Consider the following 21,911-nt stretch of genomic DNA (forward strand, 5'->3'; position numbering starts at 1 on the left):
ATATAAAAAAAAAGGAAAGATATTAACTCTTTCCTATTTTATCACTAATATGGAGATTTGTTTAGTATTTTTTCTTCATACTCTTTAACTTTATTTTCTAATTCTTTAACTTTCTTGTTTAATCTAGAAACAAAATCTTCATCCTTTATAGAAGCAAGGTTAATCTTTGTGTTTAACAAAGCTGATAAAACTGCCGTTCTTGACATCATTGCAGAAACTAATCCATCTGTCACAGCACTTTTATTTCCTTCATTAACTACTTCTTCAGCTAAAGGCATAATTTCAAAAGCATCACAAGCAATTTCATAAGGAACAGTAGCAGCTATTTTAAGACCAGCTTGCATTTTTTCAGTTCTTAATTTTTTCTCTTCATCTGTATTTTTTGGTAATTTCATCGCTATCATAACATCATTAAATGAATCACTATCTCTTTGAATATCATCTAATAATCTATCTCTTAACTCGGCAGCTTTTTTAGAAACTGCTTTCATGTCACATTCAACCTCAACATATTTTTTCTTACCAATAGTTAGGTTTGCAACCATTTCTGCAAGTGCTGCGCCTAAGGCTCCACTAACTGCAGCAATACTTCCACCACCAGGAACTGGTTCTGCAGAAGCAGTTTGTGCTGCAAAATCAACTACTTTCATATTTTTCATACTATTTTCCTCCGAAACATATTAAATTCATTAATAATTATAAAGTCAAAACTTTACCATTTTTGATTACTGTTTCTACAATATTAACTCCAACGTGATAAGGCAAAAAATTTATGGATGGATATTCTAATATTATTATATCAGCTTTTTTACCAACTTCAAGGCTCCCTATTGTGTCTTGTCTATTAACAGCTACTGCAGCATTGATTGTAAGTGCTGTTATAATTTCTTCAATTGATAATTTCATTTGTATAGCAGATACCGCTATCAATAATGGTATTGAATTTGAAAAACAGCTACCAGGATTTAAATCAGTTGCCAAAGCTACCGCACAGTTATTGTCAATCATATATCTTCCTCTTGCATATTCCTCTTTTAAAGAGAAAGCAGTGATTGCTAATAAAGTGCTTATTACACCACTTTGAGCCATAGCTTTAATTCCATCATCTGATGCCTGCAATAGATGATCAGCACTTGTTGCATGCAACTCAGCTGCAAGTTCTGCACCACCCAATTGATATATTTCATCAGCATGAATTTTAAGTTTAAAGCCCATATCTTTTGCAGCTTGTAGAAATCTTCTTGACTGTTCTATACTAAATACATTTTTTTCACAGAATATATCTGCAAACTCAGCTAGGTGCTCTTTTTTTACAATTGGCATTACATCCTTAATCAAAAAATCTAAAAATTCTTCTTCTTTGCCCTTATACTCTGGAAGCACACTATGTGGTCCTAAAAATGTAGATACTATATCAATAGGCTCACTTTCATTTAGCATCTTCATTGCTTTTAACTGTTTTATCTCTGTATCAAAATCTAATCCGTAACCACTTTTTCCTTCAACTGTAGTTACACCAAACTGCATCATTTTTTTTAGTCTTTTTCTTCCACTTTCAACTAAACTATCAAGTGTTTCTTGTCGTGTAGCTCTTACAGTATTGGTGATACCACCACCTCTTTGCATAATTTCCATGTAAGTATCTCCTCTTAGTCTCCATGAAAATTCGTCTGCTCTGTAGCCACCAAATATAAAATGTGTATGTGAATCAATAAATCCTGGCAATACAGCCTTATCTTTTGCATCTATAACTTTATAATCTTTTTCGTTATACTCTGATAAAATCTCATCAGTACTTCCAACAGCAATAATTATGCCATTTTCAACAACTAATGCACCATTTTTTATCATGCCTATATCTGACATTTCTTTTCCATGCTTTGGAAAGTTACCTTTACAGGTAACTAATTCCGAAGCATTTTTTATTATAAGTTTATTCATATTAAACCTCTAATTATAATCTAGTTTCCAATACTTGATCCATACTAAAGTTCTCAATTCTTAAATAGTATTCTGCACTATTTATCAATGCTTGCATTGGTACAAGTCCTATAACCTCACTACCAACTACATTAACACCGTATCTTTGAGCTTCCATTTTTACTGTTTCAAATACTCTATATACTGCTGATTTGGTATAATCCGTTAAATTCATAGATACTTGAACTATTCCTCTTTCTTCTAATTCAACACCCATAGCTTTTACAAATCTAAAACCGCCACCAATATGTCTAACTTGTCTAGCTATTTTATCTGCTATAGATAAATCATTAGTTGCTAAGTTTATGTTAAATGCTACTAAAGGCATTCTTGCTCCTATTGCAGTTACACCAGCAGTTGGATGTATTGTTTTAGGTCCAAAATCTGGTACCCACTTAGACTCCTTCATTTTTTCTGCCATTCCTTCGAATTGACCTTTTCTAATAGTTGCAAGATTTTCTCTGTGTTTAGCTGTAGCAGATTTTTCATATAAGAAAAATGGTACCCCAAATTTTTCAGATGCTTCTTTTGCTACATCCTTAGCTAATTTATCAGCTTCTTCTACAGTTACATTTTTTATTGGAATAAATGGAACAACGTCTACTGCACCCATTCTTGGATGTTGTCCTTCATGTTTTGTCATATCTATTAATTCTACCGCTTTACCAATAGCTTCAACCATTGCATTCTTTAATTCTTCTGGTTCTCCAACTACTGTAACAACACATCTGTTGTGATCTTTATCTGTACTGTAGTCCAATAATTTTATATTTTCCTTTGCTCTGAAGCATTGAACTATTTGTTCAACTTTATATAAGTCTCTACCTTCGCTAAAATTAGGCACGCATTCTACTATTCTATTCATAATTTCCTCCACTATTTGTTGTAATTTCTAAATGTATTTTCTATTAAATCGTCACTTGCAACATACGGTATAGTTATGTGATCTTTACCATTTGTGATTTTATTATAATCAACAGTTGTTTCAATTGAATGTTCACATCTTGCCCAAGATCTTCTTGAAACTCCTATCATAACATCCCATGGTATTGATTTCATCAAAATATCATCAACTCTCTTGCTACCGTCAAGAACCATACCAAATCCACCATTGATAGCTTTGCTGATACCAACTCCACCACCATTATGAAGTGCTACCAAACTCATACCTCTTGCCGCATTACCTGCGTAACATTGAATAGCCATATCTGCAGTTATATTGCTACCATCTTTTATATTTGAAGTTTCTCTATATGGTGAATCAGTTCCACCTGTATCATGATGATCTCGACCAAGCATAACAGGTCCAATCTCTCCATTTCTTACCATTTCATTGAATTTAAGTGCAATATCACGTCTGCCATAAGCATCTTGATATAAAATTCTGCATTGTGTTCCAACTACAAGTTTATTCTTTTCAGCATCCTTAATCCACATATAGTTATCTCTATCTTGCCCTCTTCTGTTAGGATCTATTATTTCCATAGCTGCATGATCTGTTTTTCTTAAATCTTCTGGTTTACCACTTAAGCAACACCATCTAAATGGTCCATATCCATAATCAAATAGCATAGGTCCCATTATATCTTCAACATATGATGGAAATATAAAGCCTTCACTTGTATCTACACCATTTTTAGCTATTTCTTTTGCACCGGCATCAAAGCATGCTCTCATAAATGCATTACCATAGTCAAAGAAGTATGTTCCTTTTTCAACTAATGCTTTTACCAAATCAAAATGGTGTTTCAACGAAACATTTACCATCTCTTCAAATTTTTCTTTACTGTTTGCAAGCATTTCTGTTCTTTGTGCAAATGAAAGTCCTTGTGGACAATATCCTCCATCATAAGGAACATGGCATGATGTTTGGTCAGATAATAAATCTATTTTTATATTATTTTTAACTGCATATTCAAGTAAATCAACAATATTGCCGTGATATGCAATTGATATTGTTTGTTTTTTATCCATATATTCTTTAGCAATTTTGAAGCATTCTTCTATACTTTCACTACATTTAGATACCCAGCCTTGATCAAGTCTTGTTTTAATTCTTGAATAATCAACTTCTGCTATAATACCTACTCCATTTGAAATTTCAACAGCTTTTGGTTGAGCTCCACTCATTCCACCAAGTCCTGATGTAACAAATAAATGTCCTCTTAAGTCTCCATCTTGAGGAATACCTAAAACTTTTCTGCCTGCATTTAATAGTGTATTGAATGTTCCATGAACAATTCCTTGTGGCCCTATATACATCCATCCACCAGCAGTCATTTGTCCATAGCTTGATACTCCCATAGCTGTTGCTTTTGACCAGTCATGTGGATTATCAAACATTCCTATCATTAGACCGTTTGTAATTACAACTCTTGGACTTGTCTTTGATGATTTAAACAATCCCATAGGATGTCCTGACATCATAACAAGTGTTTGTTCATCTGTTAATTGTTCAAGATATTTTTTAATAAGTTGATATTGCATCCAGTTTTGACAAACCTGACCTGTTTCTCCATATGTAACTAATTCATAAGGATAAAGTGCTACATTATGGTCAAGATTATTATCAATCATTACTTGAAATGCTTTACCTTCAACACAATTTCCTTTATATTCATCTATAGGCTTACCGTAAATTCTTTCTTTGGGCATAAATCTATAACCATAAATTCTCCCTCTTGTCATTAGCTCATCAAGAAATTCAGGCGCTAATACTTCGTGTAATTCTTCAGGTACATATCTTAAAGCATTTTTAACTGCAAGTTTAATTTCTCTATCAGTTAAAAATAATTCTCTCATTGGAGCTCTTCTTATTTCTTCTTTAAATGTTGGATACTCAGGTAGTATACTATCTAATTTGATTGTCATAGCATCAGATATACTAGTGTTATTTACCATTTTATAACTCCTCCTAATTTTATTTTATATATAAATATTAATACACTTACGTCGATAAAACGTCTAAAAACATTAATAAAAATTTTTCTATAATTAAGATTTAATAAAGATTTTAGGGTTATACTATAATTAATTAATAAGCAAATTAGCTATTAATTTATTTTCCCTCTCCCCCTTGTTTTTTTATTTAAAGCTGTGCATTTATTGCACAGCTTTTTTATTTAGAAATTTAAATTGTTTTAATTTTCTTTTTCAATAATATATGAATAATAGTCTCTATTCAATATTTCCTGAGATATTAAAAATTTGTTTGAAACGGTTTTTTTGATAGCATTTATATATTCATCACTAATTTCTTCATTTGTTAAGTTAGTAATCTCTTTAGTTAATGCATTGTACATTATTTTATCAGTTATAAAGCTTCTATTTGCAAATATAATAAGTGGTTTTGAATCAGACAGTATGTCCCTGCCCATATACAATCTCGAATCATATTCTAACCCAAATAAATTAGATAGTGTTGGAATAATGTCAAGACTTGAACATGCTTTATCTACAATTTTTGTTTCAATATTTTCTGTCCACAAAATAAATGCACTCTTGTACAATTCAAAATTATTTTCTACTTCATGTCCTGCAATTTCATCTATCTCGTCCTTTTCAAGTCCATATGGATAATGGTCTGCGCTCATTGCTATAACTGTTTTATCCGCTATGCCTTTTTCTTCAAGCTGTGAAATAAGATATTCCATTGCCTTGTCTAGTTCTATATTACATGCTAGATATGCTTTTACAGGTTCAGAAGCCTCTAAACTTTCAACTAATTCCTTATTTTTGCCCGCTATATAATTACCATAAAACGTATAGTTTTTATGTCCACTTACTGTCATATAATACGTATGAAATTTTTTATCATTTATATATTCTGGTATAGTTAATTCCATCATCTCTAAATCAGATTCAGGCCATGATTCTTTAACATCAAGCCCATTGCCAAGACCTTTATATATATATCCCATATTCGGATGAGAAACATCTCTTCTGTAAAAATCAAAATAGTGATTATGGTAAGCTCTTGTATCATAACCTATTTTTTTGAATTGATTCCCCATTGTAAAAGGTAAATAATTTTTTGATGATTCATAAAAACTCCAAACTCCCTGTTTTGGTATAAGACTTTGACAGGCAACATATTCACCGTCAGATGTACTTACTCCCCAAACAGGATTATAAAAATTATTAAAAACAAAACCTTCATTTACCATTTTATAAAGTGTAGGTGTTAATTCTTTATCTATGGCTAAATGTGAAAAACTTTCAGCTGTTATTAAAATTAAATTATAATCTTTAAAAATTCCTGTATACTCATTCTTTTTTGTAGGATTGGATGTTGCAAAATATTTGTGCATTTTAATAATATTTTCATCCGTCTCATTTTCAATAAGTTCATCAAAATTAATATCAAGTACATTTGGTGAAGTATCAATTTTTATTATTACTTCATGTTCACTCTGATTTTTTCTTTCTTTATCCAATATATCTTGCTCATAGTTTTTATCTTTTTCATTTGAATTATCCTTATTTTTGTCTTCAATCAAATGATTATCAATGTCTCCTAATGCATCTAAAGAGACTTTTTGATTAAATGCAAAACAAGTAAAGTCTTTTTCTACTGTTTTAAATACACCAAATCTATTGGCTATCAAATTTGGTATATTAGTTTTATAATAAATCTCAAAATCACTTGTATAATCAGTCCCACCAGCTAATAATACTACAAACATAATAGCATTTAAACAAATAGCACCTAATAATAAAGCAACTTTTCGCTTTAATGATACTTTAACTATATCAAACTTTTTAAAATAAACAAATATAGTCAAAAATATTGGTGTTACTAATGCTAAAATAACAATTATATGTGTAATTACAACATCAAATATCATATCTACAAACTCTAATACTTGACCTGCACCTTTTATTGAATAAAACACCATAGGTGTATAAAACATAAGATAATATACATACTGTACAACTGTTACAAAACATAATATTGATACAAAAATACTCACAACTATTTTTTTTGACTTTTTACTAAATAACGATGTAATAAAATATAATAAAATTCCATTTGCTATTGATGATATTAATATATATACCAATGAAAAATCAAAATAATTTTTGAGTGCAAATATTTTATAAATTGACTCTAAATAAAAAAACAACAATGGAAAAAAAACCATTTCCATTATATAAATTTTATTACTCTTAATATGAAAAATAAATTTGTCTAACACTTAATTACCACCTTAATAAATTTTATATATGTTATTTTACCATATATATAACTATAAAGTAAAATAGCAAATAAAAAATTATTTGCTATTTTTATAATATATTTAATTTAGAATAATCCTTTTATAACACCATTTTCATCAACATCAATTTTTTCTGCTGCAGGTACTTTTGGAAGTCCTGGCATCTTCATAATGTTTCCTGTTAAAGCAACTAAGAAACCTGCACCTATTGATGGTGTAATATCTCTAACTGTAACTTTAAATCCAGTTGGTCTTCCTAATTTTTTTGGATCATCAGTAAGTGAATATTGATTTTTTGCTACACAAATTGGTAAATTACCAAATCCTAATTTTTCAAGATTAGCTATTTCCTTAGCTGCTTTAGATGAATATTCAACACCATCTGCTCCATAAATCTTAGTAGCTATTGCATTAATCTTTTCTTTTATTGATAAATTAACATCATAAGCAAATTCCATATGGCTTTCATTTTCTGTAAGTTTTAAAACTTCATTTGCAAGTTTTTTTCCACCTTCACTACCATGTGCCCAAACATCTGAAAGCGCTACATTTACTCCAAGCTCTCTACACTTATCTTCTACTAATTTAAGCTCTCTTTCACTATCTGTTGGGAACTTATTAATAGCAACTACTGCAGGAAGTTTAAATACTTTTGTTATATTCTCTACGTGTTTCAATAGGTTTGGTATACCTTTTTCCAAAGCTTCAAGATTTTCTTCGTTTAAGTTGGCTTTTGCAACACCACCATTGTATTTTAAAGCTCTAATTGTAGCAACTATTATTACTGCACTTGGTTTGATACCTGACATACGACATTTAATATCTAAGAATTTTTCTGCTCCAAGATCTGCACCAAAGCCTGCCTCTGTAACAACATAATCAGCCATTTTAGAAGCCATTTTTGTTGCCATAACACTGTTACAACCATGAGCTATATTAGCAAATGGTCCACCATGTACAAATGCTGGTGTTCCTTCAAGAGTTTGTACTAAGTTTGGTTTTAAAGCATCTTTTAATAGTGCTGCCACTGCTCCTTGTGCATTTAAATCACCCGCTGTTACAGGTTCTCCGCTTCTATTATAAGCAACAATTATTCTTGCTATTCTTTCTTTTAAATCTATTATATCACTTGATAAACAGAAAACCGCCATAATTTCCGAAGCAACTGTTATGTCAAACCCATCTTCTCGTGGAACACCGTTAGCCTTTCCACCCATTCCGTTTACTATATGTCTTAGCTGTCTGTCATTCATATCTACAGCTCTTCTCCAAGTGATTTTTCTAACGTCTATGTCGAGTTTATTACCTTGATGTATGTGATTATCTAGCATTGCAGCTAAAAGGTTATTAGCAGCACCTATAGCATGTAAATCTCCAGTAAAATGTAAGTTAATATCTTCCATAGGAACAACCTGTGCATATCCACCACCTGCAGCTCCACCTTTAATACCAAAAACAGGTCCAAGAGATGGTTCTCTTAAAGCAACTACTGTTTTTTTACCTAAAGCTGACAAAGCATCTGCAACACCTATTGTTGTAGTTGTTTTACCTTCTCCTGCTGGAGTTGGATTTATTGCAGTTACCAATATAACTTTTGCATCATTATTATTTTTAAGTTCGTTATTTAAATATCTATAGTCTATTTTTGCTTTATGCTTACCATAGTTTTCAACGTACTTATCAGGTATACCAATTTTTTCTGCAATTTCATTGATAACCTTCATGTCTGCACTTTGTGCAATTTCGATATCTGTTAAATATTTCTCTGCCATTTTTCCCTCCTGAAATTAATTACATATTTTTTAATCATATAATCAATAATAATAATCAAACGTCTAAAAAACGTCTAATAATACCAGCTAAAATAAATAATAACATTTTTAGTATTTATTATTGAATTTATTGCAATAATACTATATCATTTAACTAAGTGATTTGTCGATATATTTTAATAAGAAATATTATTTTTTTATAAATTTATTAATAAGCACTTTCATAAAATACTTAAATTTCATTAAGTGGAGGGTATTATGGTAAATAATTTTTTTACACCTAAAGAAACTGCAGATTTGATTAGTGAATCATCTATAAACAAAGCTACTATGAGCATAAAGAAAAGGGTTTTTCTTAGCTTTATGGCTGGTATTTTTATTTCTTTAGGAGGGCAAGGATTTCTAACTATATTCAATAATTCTTTTTTGAGAGCTGCTGTCTTTCCAGTAGGACTTATGCTTATAGTGTTAGTCGGAGGCGAACTATTTACTGGAAATTGCATGATGACATTTGGTTATACACAAAAAAAAATAAAACTAAAAAACTACATATCAAGCATTTTACAGGTTTATTTTGGCAATTTAATTGGAGCATTGTTTGTTGTTTTTTTAGTATACTTTTCAGGCTTATACAAAAATGGTTCAACACTCTATGCATCAATAACAGCAGTAGCAACTGCAAAATCAAATTTAACATTTGTTGAAGCAATGTTCAAAGGTATATTGTGTAATATTTTAGTTGTACTTGGTGTATGGTTTGCTACTGCATCAAAAGATATAACAGGAAAATTACTTGGATGCTGGTTCCCTGTTATGCTATTTGTGCTATGCGGTTATGAACACTGTGTTGCAAATATGTTTTTTATGCCTCTAGGTGCATTAATTAATGAAAATATAACTATATTTTCAGTTATTAATAATTTAATTCCTGTTACAATAGGAAACTTTATAGGTGGTGGGCTATTGATACCACTAGTATACAATCAAGTATTTTATAAATAGCATAAATTTTTATTGATACAGATATATCAAACGTACAAAGGAGTTATCATGGATAGAATTACTATAAAATTATTGGGCAACCCTACAATTATCTTTCATAATGAAACTGTTAATTTTCCTTACAAAAAAGCAGAAGGACTATTTTATTATATCTGTGTTAACAAATCTATTGCTAGAGAAGAAGCTATAAAAATATTTTGGATAGATAGTAATGGAGAAGTATTGGCAAAAAAAAATTTAAGAGATGCTTTGTACAAAATAAGAAAATTGTTTGGTAAAGATATATTTCTTCAAACTAAAAAATCATGCATCTCTTTAAATATATCTAAAACAGATATTGATATAGACTTAATTAATAACACAAATATTGTTGATTTATATAAAGGTGATTTTCTGTCCAATTTTTCAATAAAAAACTGTTTGGAATTTGAAGATTGGATGATAAATAAAAGAAATGAATTAAAGCAAATGTATACAAAAAAAATAAATCTTCTTTTAAATGAAATGGTTACTATTAGAGACTATAGCAGAATTAATATTTATAGCAATATTTTAATTTCAAACGACCCTTATAACGAAAAAACATATAGAGATATTATGAAAATCTATGCTCTAAACGGCAACTACAACTATGCTGTTAAATTATACTTTGACTTATGCAAGATTCTAAAACAAGATTTAGATATAGAACCAGAGTTAAGCACTAAAAACATGTACAAAGAAATAATTGCATTGAAGGATGCTGAAGCACTGGATTTAACACACTCTAGTTATTTTTATGGTCGATTTAACGAAATTTACAAGGCTCTAGATACATTTAATAATTTTTACAATGACAAGGCTATGTCAATAGTAGTATCTGGAGAAGCGGGAATTGGGAAAACAGCTTATATCAATAAAGTAACCGACTTAATTGATAAAAACAAGTTTTTACTTCTATCATCAAATTGCTATAGTGCTGAAAAAGATTTTTTCTTAAAACCATGGCAAAGCATCTTTTCATTATTAGGTGAATACTTAAAGGGTACGAGAATAAAACTAGCATCTTCAGCTGAACAAATTATAAGTTATTTATTTCCTAATTTTAATGAAAACTTAGTATCTACAAGATTTGATTCTACAGAAAGAATAGATACTACTAGATACCAAGTTGCCAATGAAGCAATATTAGACTTATTTTTAAAGATATCTTGCAATAAAAAAATTATTTTGGTATTTGATGACATTCAATGGATGGATGAAATGAGTAAAGCTTTGTTAAAAAGTATATTGTTTAGGCTCGGAAATTCAAATGTTTTACTCATTTGTACATATAGAGATGATTATGAGAAAAGTATATGTGATTTTACTGTACCACTAATCAGCAAAGATTTGTTGTGCGAAATTAAACTTAACAGGTTTACCAAAAACGAGGTTGAAGAAATTGTAGAATTTCAAATTCCTAATATTGATAATAAAGATTTGATATATGACAAAATTTATTATGATACTGAAGGAAATGCTTTGTTTTTAACAGAACTTATAAAAACAATAAAAGAAAAAGGCTACACAAATGAATTATCATTGAAAGCAACTAATATAATAAAAAGTAGAATTATTGATTTATCTGAAGATGAAAAACTAATTTTAAATGCTATATCAATATTTTTTGATAAAACAGATATTAATAGCATAAGACAGATTGTTGATTTTGATGAACTTAAGATATACGAAATAATAGAAGCATTACAAGCAAAACATTTAATTTCTGAAATAATCACAAAAAATAATATTTATTATTCATATACTCATCAAAAGATTAGAGAATATGTATATGAAACTCAATCGGTTGGTAAAAGAGTTCTTCTAAATAGAAAAATTGCACTGTATTTAAATGATGCATATAACAAAACAAATGATTCTGCTCTATACTCAAAACTAATCTATCATTTTGAGCAAAGTGGAGACATTTATCATACTCTTAAATATAAGGTGGAATATTTAAAAGAATATTATACAATTTACCATGAAACTTTTCCTGTTATATCTTTTGATTTTATATATGACGCAAATATACAGTATACTTTTACAGAGCAAAGCCTGATAGACTTATATGCGGAAATTGAAACATATTCAAATGATGATGACAAGCAATTTCAATCACTTAAAATGGAAATAACATTTATAATGGGAAGATTATATATATCTAAGGGTGAGTATATAGAAGGACTAAAAAATATTGATATAAGTAAAGATATATCAATTAAATTAGAAAATAAAAAATACATACTGGATAATTATAAACAGTTAATATTTTATGCAATACAAGTGCATAACCTTAATATGATGAAAATATATATAGAAAAAATAATTGATATTATTGGTACAACAGAAATAAATGAAGATGTAGGAACTATTTTAAGATTGTATGGATTATATTATATAAAAATTAATGATTGTGATAATGCTACAAGATTCTTAACAAAATCAATTGATATATTTTCTATACTAAATTCTTCTAACAATAAATATTCATTGAGTATAGCTGCATGTTATAATTATTTAGGGCAACTTAATAAATATATAAATGACTATGAAACAGCTTATGAATATTTTATTAAGGCTATAGAGATATGCAATAAAAATTATATTTCAAATGGTCTAGGTATTTTTTACTCTAATGCAGGTCAAACACTTTATTACCTAAAAAAGATAGACGAAGCATATTATTACATTGATAAAGCAATTGATTGCTTTAATAAAACTAGTTCACTATGGGGAAAAGATATTGCAGAATGCTATTTGTGTTTAATTGAATTCAAAAGACAAAATAATGAAAAGGCTCATATCTATCTTGAAGAAGCAATTGCACTTGGAAGAAAATTAAAAAATCCTATTACTCTTAAGCTTATAGATAAAATTAAAGAACTATATAATTAAAAATTTCACTATAAAAGTGAAATTTTTTAATTTAAGAACGCATATATTGATATACCAACTGCTACTGGTAAATTTAGCGAGTCAACACTATCTGTATGTTTAATCAAAACACTTTTTCCTTTTTCTAAAAACGAATCATCAAGTCCAGTAGCTTCGTTGCCAAAAACTAAAGAAAATCTTTCTTTTTTATCTCTTTGAAGTTTATTAATATTAGTACTACCCTTCAACATTAGTGTATATATTTTTCTTGCATCATTTTCCTCTAAATAGTTATCAAATGTATTATAATGAGAAAAATTAAGATTAAAAACTGCACCCATACTAGCCCTTACTGTCTTAGGATCAAATATGTCCACACATGGTGTAATGAGAGCAAGATTATTTATACCAAACCCTACACACGATCTAATAATTGTGCCTAGGTTACCCATATTACTTGGATTTACCAAAACAATATGTGATGCACTTGAAACTATATTTTTTTTGAATTTTTCAAATACGCCAATAACAAAAATATTTTGTTTATCAGCAATTCTATTTATAGCCTTTTCATTTACTTCTATTGGTATATTTCTTTTTTTACATATATCGTAAATTATATCGATATGTGCATCCTCTTTCAATCTATTACTAAGAATTATTTTTATAACACTTTCTGGAGTATGCTTTAATAATTCAATAGTTCCTGCTGCACCAAATGAATAAGAGTGATGCATACTTTTGTTATATCTTTTTAAAACTATTTCTTCCTTCATAATTTTGCCCTCTTTGTTTATTTTGAACATAATAAATACATAAATAAATTAATTATGTTTTAGAATAAAATTATACTATATTATAACATTCTAAACAAGTGTCATAAACTATTTCTTACCCCTTTTAACAACAATTACATGCCAATTTTCCACTACTTTCTTTATAACTAAATTCAATAGTAAAATCAATAATACAAATAATACTGACCTTACTGGATTATCAAAAAAAGATTTTACATTAAACCCTATAAACGCTAGAGATATTAACATTATAAGCTTTGATGGCAATAGTGCTACTAAAAATTGCTTTGTAGACATATTAGCAAGTGCAGCAGTACCACTAATTAAAAATGAAGGTGTAAATGGAAAACAATATAGTAAAAATAACACAGAAAAATTTTGTGATTTTATTTTTCCTAAAGCTACACTATATTTGCTTTCATTAATTTTCTTCTCTATTTTTTTTCCACCAATTTTTCTTATCAATAAAAATAGTAAAAATGAACCTATACAATTTCCTATCCATGAATACATGTATCCAAAGAAAAAACCAAATACAGTTACATTTATAGTTACAAATAAAACCAATGGCAATATTGGAAAAAAAGCCTCTATGATAGGTAATAATATGCCAACTAATGGTCCTCCAATTTGTGCAAATTTAATTATTGATTCGCTGTCAATCATATTTAAGTATTCCATTATATACTCCTGTAAAATAATTAATTTGATTATATATCTTAAAAATTACAAAATTATTAAAAAGTTATTTATTTTTCTTTAATTAATATTATAATATATATTATAATCAACAATTAAAAAAATAATAAAAAAAACAAGAAGGGAAAAACATGCAATATTTAATCGGACTTGAAATACCAAAAAATTACAAATCAAATGTGTTAGCATTAAGAGAATCATATAATTTTAAATCTACAGAACCACATATAAATATTATCTCACCAAAAATGCTTCCAGATGATGATTCATTTGTTAGCAGCTTAATCAAAGTATGCAACAATATTAAGCCTTTTACAGTAAATATACTTAACATTCAAACATTTGACAATAAAATTATATACCAAAAAATTGAATCAAATTCATTGCTAAAAATTAGAAATTTAATTATTGATAATTTATATTTAACAAATAATAAATCCTTATATAAACCAAATTTCATCATTTATCAAAAAAAGTTCTTAAATCAACATAAACTTTTAAAAATCAAAAAAATAGCGCAATACTATCTACCAGCCAACAATAGCTATCTAATTAATAGTATAGTTGTATATGAACAAAAACATAAAAATAAACCTTTTAAACCATATATTCAAATTAACTTGAACAAATAAAAAAACAATAATTAACTGTGCATAGTCAACTTATATTGAAATTGAAATAAAATAGAATTGATTAGCACCTAAAAACAGTAGCCTTTAAGATGATTAAAGTCATCATGGCTACTGTCAAATACAAAATATGTTACTATAATACTTAAAAAGCTTTTAAGAAAGCTAAATTCAAGTAAATTGCTCATTATCTACACTATGCCAAACAAAATAAAACCTATCCCATTTATCGCAAAGTTAGCAAACATATGTACCAACCATGAAATATAAATATTTTCATATTTTTCATTGAAATAATCAAAAATCAATCCACCAATAAATAATGATGATATAGTTAAAATAAACAGAATTACATCAAACCATCCTACCATCATTGCCAAATGATAAATCGCAAAGATGAGTGAACTAAAAACATATGCAAACTTTCTTGAAGCAAATCGTTTAAGTGTCAAAAATGCAAATCCACGGAAAAAAAATTCTTCTAATAATGAATTTACTAAAGAAATATAAATTGCAACCCACAAAAAGTTGTTTTTACTAACACCAATATTTGCTGTTAATGACGATGTAATACCCGACAAATCAAACAGATTTCCTATCAAGAAATATCCTCCGAAAATTATTGTAAATACAGAAATTCCTGATATAACAGCAATTATCAATCCTTTATGATTTGGTTTTAGCAACAACTTCAATTTCAGTTCCTTGTCATACATTGAATAAACTATAGGGCAAATTAAAAATAACAGAATTTTAATTATTGATTTTACCATATATTGTGGTCGAATAACTGCATCTACCAAACCCATTAGCAAACAACATATACTTACAATAGTCATAATTATGATTATCTTTTTCTTTGCCATGTTTTTACCTCTCAATATTTTGTTTCTTGATGCCATGTATGATTTTATTTCATCTTAAAATGAATACTTAAACAATGATGTCAACCCTTTAGCTGTCTGTTTTATTTAAGTTTATCCTCAATTAAATCTGCTAATTCCCGAGCATATTTATTTATTTCTTCTTCATTTTCGCCTTCAATCATAACTCTAACATAAGGCTCTGTTCCAGACGGCCTAATTAAAACTCTTCCTCTACCTTCAAAATGATTTTCAATATTTTTTATTTCAGATACGATTATATCATTACTTAGATAATCATGTTTTTTATCTGTACTCACTTTTGCATTAATAAGTACTTGAGGCATCATACTCATAACAGAAGCTAATTTAGACAATCTAGTTTTCTTTTCCTTTATAATCGACATAAGTTGTATACCTGCAAGTAATCCATCTCCAGTTGTATTATAATCTAAAAATATAATATGTCCTGATTGCTCTCCACCTAATGAGTAGTTGTTTTTCCTCATTTCTTCAAGAACATATCTATCCCCAACCTTAGTTGTTATAAGTTTAGCACCATATTCATTAAGAGCTATATCAAGCCCCATATTGCTCAATACAGTTCCAACAACTGTATTATTTTTCAACTTACCTTTTTCTTTTAAATAAAGTCCGCAAATTGCAAGTACATGGTCACCACCCACTATATTTCCATTTTCGTCACAAGCTATCAATCTATCAGCATCTCCATCAAATGAAAGTCCAATGTCTGAACCTGTTTCCAACACAAGTTTTTGTATTTCTTCTGGATTCGTAGAACCGCAATTTACGTTAATATTAATACCATTAGGATCGTTATGCATAACAAAAACCTGCGCACCTAACTCTCGAAGCAATTCTGGTGCTGCTTTATAGTTTGCACCATTTCCACAATCTACAGCTACTTTTAAACCATCAAAATTAACATTGATAGTATCTTTCAAATAATCCATATATTTTCTTGTAGGATTTTCTATTTTGATTTTTCTTCCTATCTTACCTGCAGTAGGTATATTATCAATATCTATATCACCTAAAATATACTCTTCTATTGAATTTTCCATTTCATCAGTTAACTTATATGAATGCTCATTGAAAAACTTAATACCATTATATTCAACAGGATTATGTGAAGCTGAAATCATAACTCCACCATCTGCTTCTAGTATTCTAACAAGACAAGCAATCGCGGGTGTAGGAACAACTCCTACATATAATACATCAATTCCAGAAGAATTTAATCCTGCAGACAATGCTCCTTCGAGCATATCTCCTGAAATTCTTGTATCCATCCCTACTACCATTTTAGGTCTTTCTTTTCCTTTTGTTAAGAAAAAACCTCCAATTCTACCTAATTTATATGCCAATTCTGATGATAGGTCTACATTAGCCACTCCTCTAACTCCATCAGTTCCGAACAATTTACCCATATTTATTCCCTCCTAATATTTTTGGTTCACATAATAATCAATAACTGATTTTTTTGTATTGGTATCAAATACCCCTTCTTTTTTCAAAGCATTAAGTATCCACTCTGATTGAGAATGTAAAATTGCAAATTCATAATCATTTAAAACTATTTCATAGAGCTTTCCTTCTAAAAAAGAGGACTCCATTTTAATAAAATATGCATCTACATTTTTATACTTTAAAAACCTTAATAATCTGAAGGTAGTTTTATCTTTCTCATCATAATAATATTTAATATCATCCAAGAACTTACTGTAAAAGGTTACTCCCTTTCCATTTAATTTTTGTTCTTGAACTAATGTTTTATAATATTTAGCCATTACATTGTAAAATTGATAATTATACATACCTTTTTCAAAACTATCTATTGTCATAAATGGTTTGATTTTATTATCAATCATATAATTATAATTAAGTTCTAAAAAGCTTCTTTTATCAATTTCACCATTCATATGTTTTATGATAAGATTATCTCTATTTTCAAAAAACTTATCAATAGTTTTTATATTATCTAAATCACTCATTTATAACATTCTCCATTGCTTTCTATACAAATTTTTTAGCATACCATCATTAGCCTTGCCAAATCCTAAACCAAATCCGTCTACACACACTAAATTTAAACCTTTGTTGCAATTTTCTATTTCAATTGTCTCGCCTTTTAAATATTTTATAACTCTCATATCTTCACTTGATAAATCTATTATATTACTAAAATTGTTTTTATTCAATGTCATAGCCAATTCTTGAGATGGTATAAATTTATTTCCTTTAATTTCACCTAACCTCAATCCTAGGCTCATCGTTTTAATGTTTTTCAAATCGACTAATTCTTCTGGTATCAAAAAAATATTATCATTAATATTATGAACATTTTTTTGATATACATCGTTTGCTAAAAATTCTTCTACAAAATCATAATATTTATCAAGGCGTATATTATTTTTTTTAAATTTATTAAAATTAGTGACTTTATTATTTTGCATTTTTTTTAGTTTTGCAATAAAATGACCTTCTCCTCTAATTTTATGTGGCCATGCACGCCTTACCTTTTGAATACTATTATCTCCATCTATCCATTCAGGTCTTCCATGATCAAGATTATCAATATTTATATCTATAACTTCATATTCCTTGAATGTATTTATAAACCACTTTATTATACCTTCATTTTCTTGTGGATTAAATGTGCAAGTTGAATACACCATTTCTCCACCGTCTGCTATCATTTCATGAACAGATGTTAATATTTGTTTTTGCATGTTAACATATTTTTCATGGTCATCTTCAAAATTTTTAATATCTTTTTTTATTAGTCCCTCACCTGAGCAAGGTGCATCAACTAAAACCTTATTAAAATATCTTGGAAAAATATTAGCTAGAGTATCTGGTCTTTGATTTGTCACAACGCTATTTTTCACACCAAAAATAGAAATATTTTTGTTTAATGCTATAGTACGTTTTGGATTAATATCATTAGATACTAAAATTCCTTCACCATTTAACTTTGCTGCTATCTGCGTTGATTTGCCACCTGGTGCTGCACTTATATCTAAAACCTTATCTCCGGGCTTAATATCCAAAGCTTCAACAGGTATCATTGCGCTAGGCTCTTGTAAATAATATAGTCCTGCATAATAATATGGATGTTTGCTTGGCCTTTCTTGCATATTTTCTAGAAAAAATCCTTCATTACACCAAGCTACATCCTCAAGTTCAAAAGGAATTATTTTCTTAAAATTTTCTCTATTTATTTTCAAACTGTTTAATCTAATACCTTTATTTAAATTTGTTTCTAATGCTTTTATAAATTCATCAAACTCATTGTCTAAAAGCATTTTCATTCTTTCATAAAATAATTGTTTTTTCATATTTCACCATTCGTAAATATTTAATCTAATTATTCTATCAAAAAAAAAGAGTTTTATCAACTCTTTAATTTTTGTGGTTCTTGTCAATAGTTGGGGTAAGAATTGATAAAATCCTTGCTCCATCAATACAAAGAGCATTTTTTATGTTAAATAATAAAATGATGAAAAAAAGGTACAAAAAACAAACTGCTAGTTAGTTGTAACAGCTTTAAATTAAGCTAGTCTATGTAGTGAAAAGAAAACTGCATTAATTACTTAAACACATTGCAAGTAGGAAATTGTAACTTCAGTACGCTCCATAATCGTCAAATGCGCGGGACGGGGTACAGGCACGTCTACCTTGACAAAGAACATTCCGCTTAACTTCGTACAATTTCAGCTACACTCCATGGATGTTACGAAATCAATTCCGTTTTCTTTTCAAAGCTGAGATTATCCTGCTAAAACAGATAGTCTCAGAAGTTAAAATTAGTTAAAACAATGTAATATACGATTTTTAAATCTATTAAAGTTATGTACACCATAAGATATACGTATCTTCTTAAATCAACAGGCATTTGTTTTTGAAGCCTTTTTCTCACGTTTTCAATAGCCCAAGTAATTTGTCTAATAAAGTGATATTTATCAATAACAATTTTAGCATTAGGAAAAAGAGATTTAGCTAACTCAGTATAAGTGCTGCCACATATCACATACAAAGAAATTAACATTTTTACGTACTTGCCTTGTATACTTTGTAAAGTAACTAATAAAGTGAGATTGACACCTATCAGTTAAAATATCAATCCCAACATTTATTATAGAACCTTTTTTGTGGAGCATTGGTAAGAATTGTACAAAGCAAAACGAGCGTTTTAAGCCAATTAGTCTTGCTTAAAAACTTATCCACGTATTTGGCTTATGCGAGTGAAGCTACAGTTTCAATTTTCAATGCGTAACATATCTGAAGAAAGAAAATTATTCTTTCATTTTTTAAAGAACACCAAAGGATAACATATAAATTCTTGCAAAGACTAGCTATATCAAGACCACAAAGGTATTATCTGTAGAAAGTGTAATTTTAAAACAAAGCATGGACAAAAGCAAACATTTTTGTTGAAATTTGCTTGCCTAAATTTTGTAAGTTTTAAAAAAAAGTATGAAATTTTTGCATTATATTTAAAAATATTTTGAAAAAAAGTATGAAAAAATTTCTATCCTTATAATACTATAATTATTCTACATATTAATCTGAATGCCTACTTTCCAATTTATTTAAGTTAAACTTCAGATTGCGCCTCGCTACGACACCATTGGTATTAGCTATGCACTTCCCACTACTAGGGTGTACTCAGGACTTTTACCTGTTAGATTGTGCCCATGCTGAGCGCACATTCAAAAAACCGGTTCAAATTATTAAACTGGGCTTCAATACAAATTAGTACTCATTTCTGCACCCTCTACTATTAGCTTTATGTGAATATAAAATTTCTCATTAATTATTACATATTTTACAATATCGTCCATATGATTATACAAGGAGATGTGAATTATGGAAGAGAAATTTAATATAAAAACCTTAGAAAAATTTGGTTGTTTAGGTTATCTTGGTTATCTTGGTTCCTTGGGATTTATCTTGAATGATGCTAATCTTTTTAGATTATTTGGGTTATTTGGATTTTTGGGATTTTACAGTGCAAAATCAGATACTAAAAATATCTTAAGAAAATTTGGTTGTTTAGGTTTTCTAGGTTTTCTTGGATTCTTGGGATATATCTTTAATAATACTAATCTTTTTGTATTATTTGGAATATTTGGATTTTTAGGACTTTACGGAATAAAATCAGATACTTTGTAATAGGGTTTACTCAGGACTTTTACCTGTTAGATTATGCCTATGTTGGCGCACATTCAAAAAAACGGGTTTCTAGCCAATCTTTGTACTTCCCATAACCTAATAGGACTACCATTGTTAATCATATCATCTATAATTAATCTACTCTTACGTATTCTAAATTTTTCAACACTTTCACTACTCCATCTAGATATTCTTTTGTCATAGGGTTATTTTAATTTTTCCTAGGGGATTTTTTAACTAATATTTGGGGTATTATTAGAATAACATAAACAATTATTCTTTCCTTTTCAAAAGACACCAAAGAATGACATATAAATTCTTGCAAAGACTAGCATATTAAGACCTCAGAGACTAGCTATATCAAGACTACAAAGACTACTTTTGATAAAAAAAGAAAAGGCTACTTTTCGCAGCCTTTTCATTATGCATATATTTTCTCTTTCAAATCCTGTGGAACTTCATCTATATTGAAATTTAAGCTTAGAACAAAGTTAACTTTAAACTTTGCTGCAAGTTCTTCTAATCCATCGATTATACTCTTAGTTTTTTCTTTATTACAAGCATCTGTAATCTTATACAATCCGTCGATAAACACCATCTCTATATCATAGTCCGTTGCAAGTAATCCACAAACAAAACCTCTGAATTGTTCTGCATTAATTAATCCATACTCTTTCGTGTTAATATAACGAATTTTATAGTCAAGGTCGTATATATGTTTGTTGTTAACTTCAATAAATACCATTTTACCTTGTACTTTATTGATTTCATTATTTGCCATTTCAATCATTCTACGTGTCTTGCCAGTGCCATTTGGGCCACAAATTAAACTCACCATGATAATCACTCTCCT

Annotated in this window: 18 protein-coding genes; 4 read left to right on the forward strand and 14 right to left on the reverse strand. The window is 28.7% G+C overall.

The genetic code is table 11. The features are described 5' to 3' along the window. Window positions 1–44: 44 nt before the first annotated feature. The 6 genes from JYG23_RS06475 to JYG23_RS06500 all read right to left on the reverse strand — a co-directional run bounded on the left by JYG23_RS06475 (window position 45) and on the right by JYG23_RS06500 (window position 8,971). On the reverse strand, window positions 45–659 hold the full coding sequence (locus tag JYG23_RS06475) for a cyclodeaminase/cyclohydrolase family protein (RefSeq protein ID WP_207237672.1): 615 nt from the start codon (window positions 657–659) through the stop codon (window positions 45–47). Between the two features lie 37 nt (window positions 660–696). Further along, window positions 697–1,941: an imidazolonepropionase gene (gene hutI / locus JYG23_RS06480; protein ID WP_207237673.1), complete on the reverse strand. Its 1,245-nt coding sequence runs from the start codon at window positions 1,939–1,941 to the stop codon at window positions 697–699. A gap of 13 nt (window positions 1,942–1,954) precedes the next feature. Then, window positions 1,955–2,845: a glutamate formimidoyltransferase gene (ftcD, locus tag JYG23_RS06485; RefSeq protein ID WP_207237674.1), complete on the reverse strand. Its 891-nt coding sequence runs from the start codon at window positions 2,843–2,845 to the stop codon at window positions 1,955–1,957. An 11-nt stretch (window positions 2,846–2,856) separates the two neighbouring features. Next, window positions 2,857–4,881, reverse strand: a complete 2,025-nt coding sequence (locus JYG23_RS06490; RefSeq protein ID WP_207237675.1) for a urocanate hydratase — start codon at window positions 4,879–4,881, stop codon at window positions 2,857–2,859. A 239-nt stretch (window positions 4,882–5,120) separates the two neighbouring features. Next, window positions 5,121–7,178, reverse strand: a complete 2,058-nt coding sequence (locus JYG23_RS06495) for an LTA synthase family protein (RefSeq protein ID WP_242631646.1) — start codon at window positions 7,176–7,178, stop codon at window positions 5,121–5,123. 107 nt (window positions 7,179–7,285) lie between these two features. Further along, entirely contained in the window at window positions 7,286–8,971 is a 1,686-nt protein-coding gene (locus tag JYG23_RS06500) for a formate--tetrahydrofolate ligase (protein ID WP_207237676.1), read from the reverse strand. 258 nt (window positions 8,972–9,229) lie between these two features. On the opposite strand from JYG23_RS06500, the gene JYG23_RS06505 reads away from it, so the two are divergent. Both JYG23_RS06505 and JYG23_RS06510 read left to right on the forward strand, forming a co-directional pair. After that, a complete protein-coding gene (locus JYG23_RS06505; protein ID WP_207237677.1) occupies window positions 9,230–9,973 on the forward strand; it encodes a formate/nitrite transporter family protein in 744 nt (247 codons plus the stop codon). A gap of 48 nt (window positions 9,974–10,021) precedes the next feature. Further along, window positions 10,022–12,892 carry an AAA family ATPase gene (locus tag JYG23_RS06510; RefSeq protein ID WP_207237678.1) on the forward strand — a complete coding sequence of 957 codons (2,871 nt, stop codon included), beginning with the start codon at window positions 10,022–10,024 and terminating at the stop codon, window positions 12,890–12,892. 26 nt (window positions 12,893–12,918) lie between these two features. On the opposite strand, the gene JYG23_RS06515 is transcribed toward JYG23_RS06510, so the two are convergent. Further along, window positions 12,919–13,647 (reverse strand): TrmH family RNA methyltransferase, encoded by a 729-nt coding sequence (locus tag JYG23_RS06515; protein WP_207237679.1) that lies wholly within the window; start codon window positions 13,645–13,647, stop codon window positions 12,919–12,921. Window positions 13,648–13,755: 108 nt separating this feature from the next. Continuing rightward, a complete protein-coding gene (locus JYG23_RS06520) occupies window positions 13,756–14,349 on the reverse strand; it encodes a TVP38/TMEM64 family protein (RefSeq protein ID WP_207237680.1) in 594 nt (197 codons plus the stop codon). Between the two features lie 149 nt (window positions 14,350–14,498). Between JYG23_RS06520 and JYG23_RS06525 the strand changes: the two genes are divergently transcribed. Next, on the forward strand, window positions 14,499–14,999 hold the full coding sequence (locus JYG23_RS06525) for a 2'-5' RNA ligase family protein (protein ID WP_207237681.1): 501 nt from the start codon (window positions 14,499–14,501) through the stop codon (window positions 14,997–14,999). A 188-nt stretch (window positions 15,000–15,187) separates the two neighbouring features. Here JYG23_RS06525 and JYG23_RS06530 read toward each other — a convergent pair whose 3' ends face one another. From JYG23_RS06530 to JYG23_RS06550, 5 genes are all read right to left on the reverse strand, one after another. Next, a complete protein-coding gene (locus JYG23_RS06530; RefSeq protein WP_242631647.1) occupies window positions 15,188–15,862 on the reverse strand; it encodes a CPBP family intramembrane glutamic endopeptidase in 675 nt (224 codons plus the stop codon). A 101-nt stretch (window positions 15,863–15,963) separates the two neighbouring features. Further along, window positions 15,964–17,310, reverse strand: coding sequence for a phosphoglucosamine mutase (glmM, locus tag JYG23_RS06535; protein WP_207237682.1), 1,347 nt, complete (start codon window positions 17,308–17,310; stop codon window positions 15,964–15,966). Between the two features lie 12 nt (window positions 17,311–17,322). Then, window positions 17,323–17,874, reverse strand: a complete 552-nt coding sequence (locus JYG23_RS06540) for a DUF6648 family protein (protein ID WP_207237683.1) — start codon at window positions 17,872–17,874, stop codon at window positions 17,323–17,325. Further along, window positions 17,875–19,221, reverse strand: coding sequence for an RsmF rRNA methyltransferase first C-terminal domain-containing protein (locus JYG23_RS06545; RefSeq protein ID WP_207237684.1), 1,347 nt, complete (start codon window positions 19,219–19,221; stop codon window positions 17,875–17,877). A 455-nt stretch (window positions 19,222–19,676) separates the two neighbouring features. Then, window positions 19,677–19,931: a transposase gene (locus JYG23_RS06550; RefSeq protein WP_207237685.1), complete on the reverse strand. Its 255-nt coding sequence runs from the start codon at window positions 19,929–19,931 to the stop codon at window positions 19,677–19,679. An 821-nt stretch (window positions 19,932–20,752) separates the two neighbouring features. Between JYG23_RS06550 and JYG23_RS06555 the strand changes: the two genes are divergently transcribed. Beyond that, the gene (locus JYG23_RS06555; RefSeq protein ID WP_207237686.1) at window positions 20,753–21,058 is read left to right on the forward strand and encodes a hypothetical protein; all 306 of its coding nucleotides are present in this window, start codon (window positions 20,753–20,755) and stop codon (window positions 21,056–21,058) included. 421 nt (window positions 21,059–21,479) lie between these two features. Here JYG23_RS06555 and JYG23_RS06560 read toward each other — a convergent pair whose 3' ends face one another. Next, window positions 21,480–21,896 (reverse strand): ATP-binding protein, encoded by a 417-nt coding sequence (locus JYG23_RS06560; protein WP_207237687.1) that lies wholly within the window; start codon window positions 21,894–21,896, stop codon window positions 21,480–21,482. Window positions 21,897–21,911: the final 15 nt, after the last annotated feature.

It is taken from the genome of Sedimentibacter sp. zth1 (genome assembly GCF_017352195.1).
Classification (GTDB): domain Bacteria; phylum Bacillota; class Clostridia; order Tissierellales; family Sedimentibacteraceae; genus UBA1535.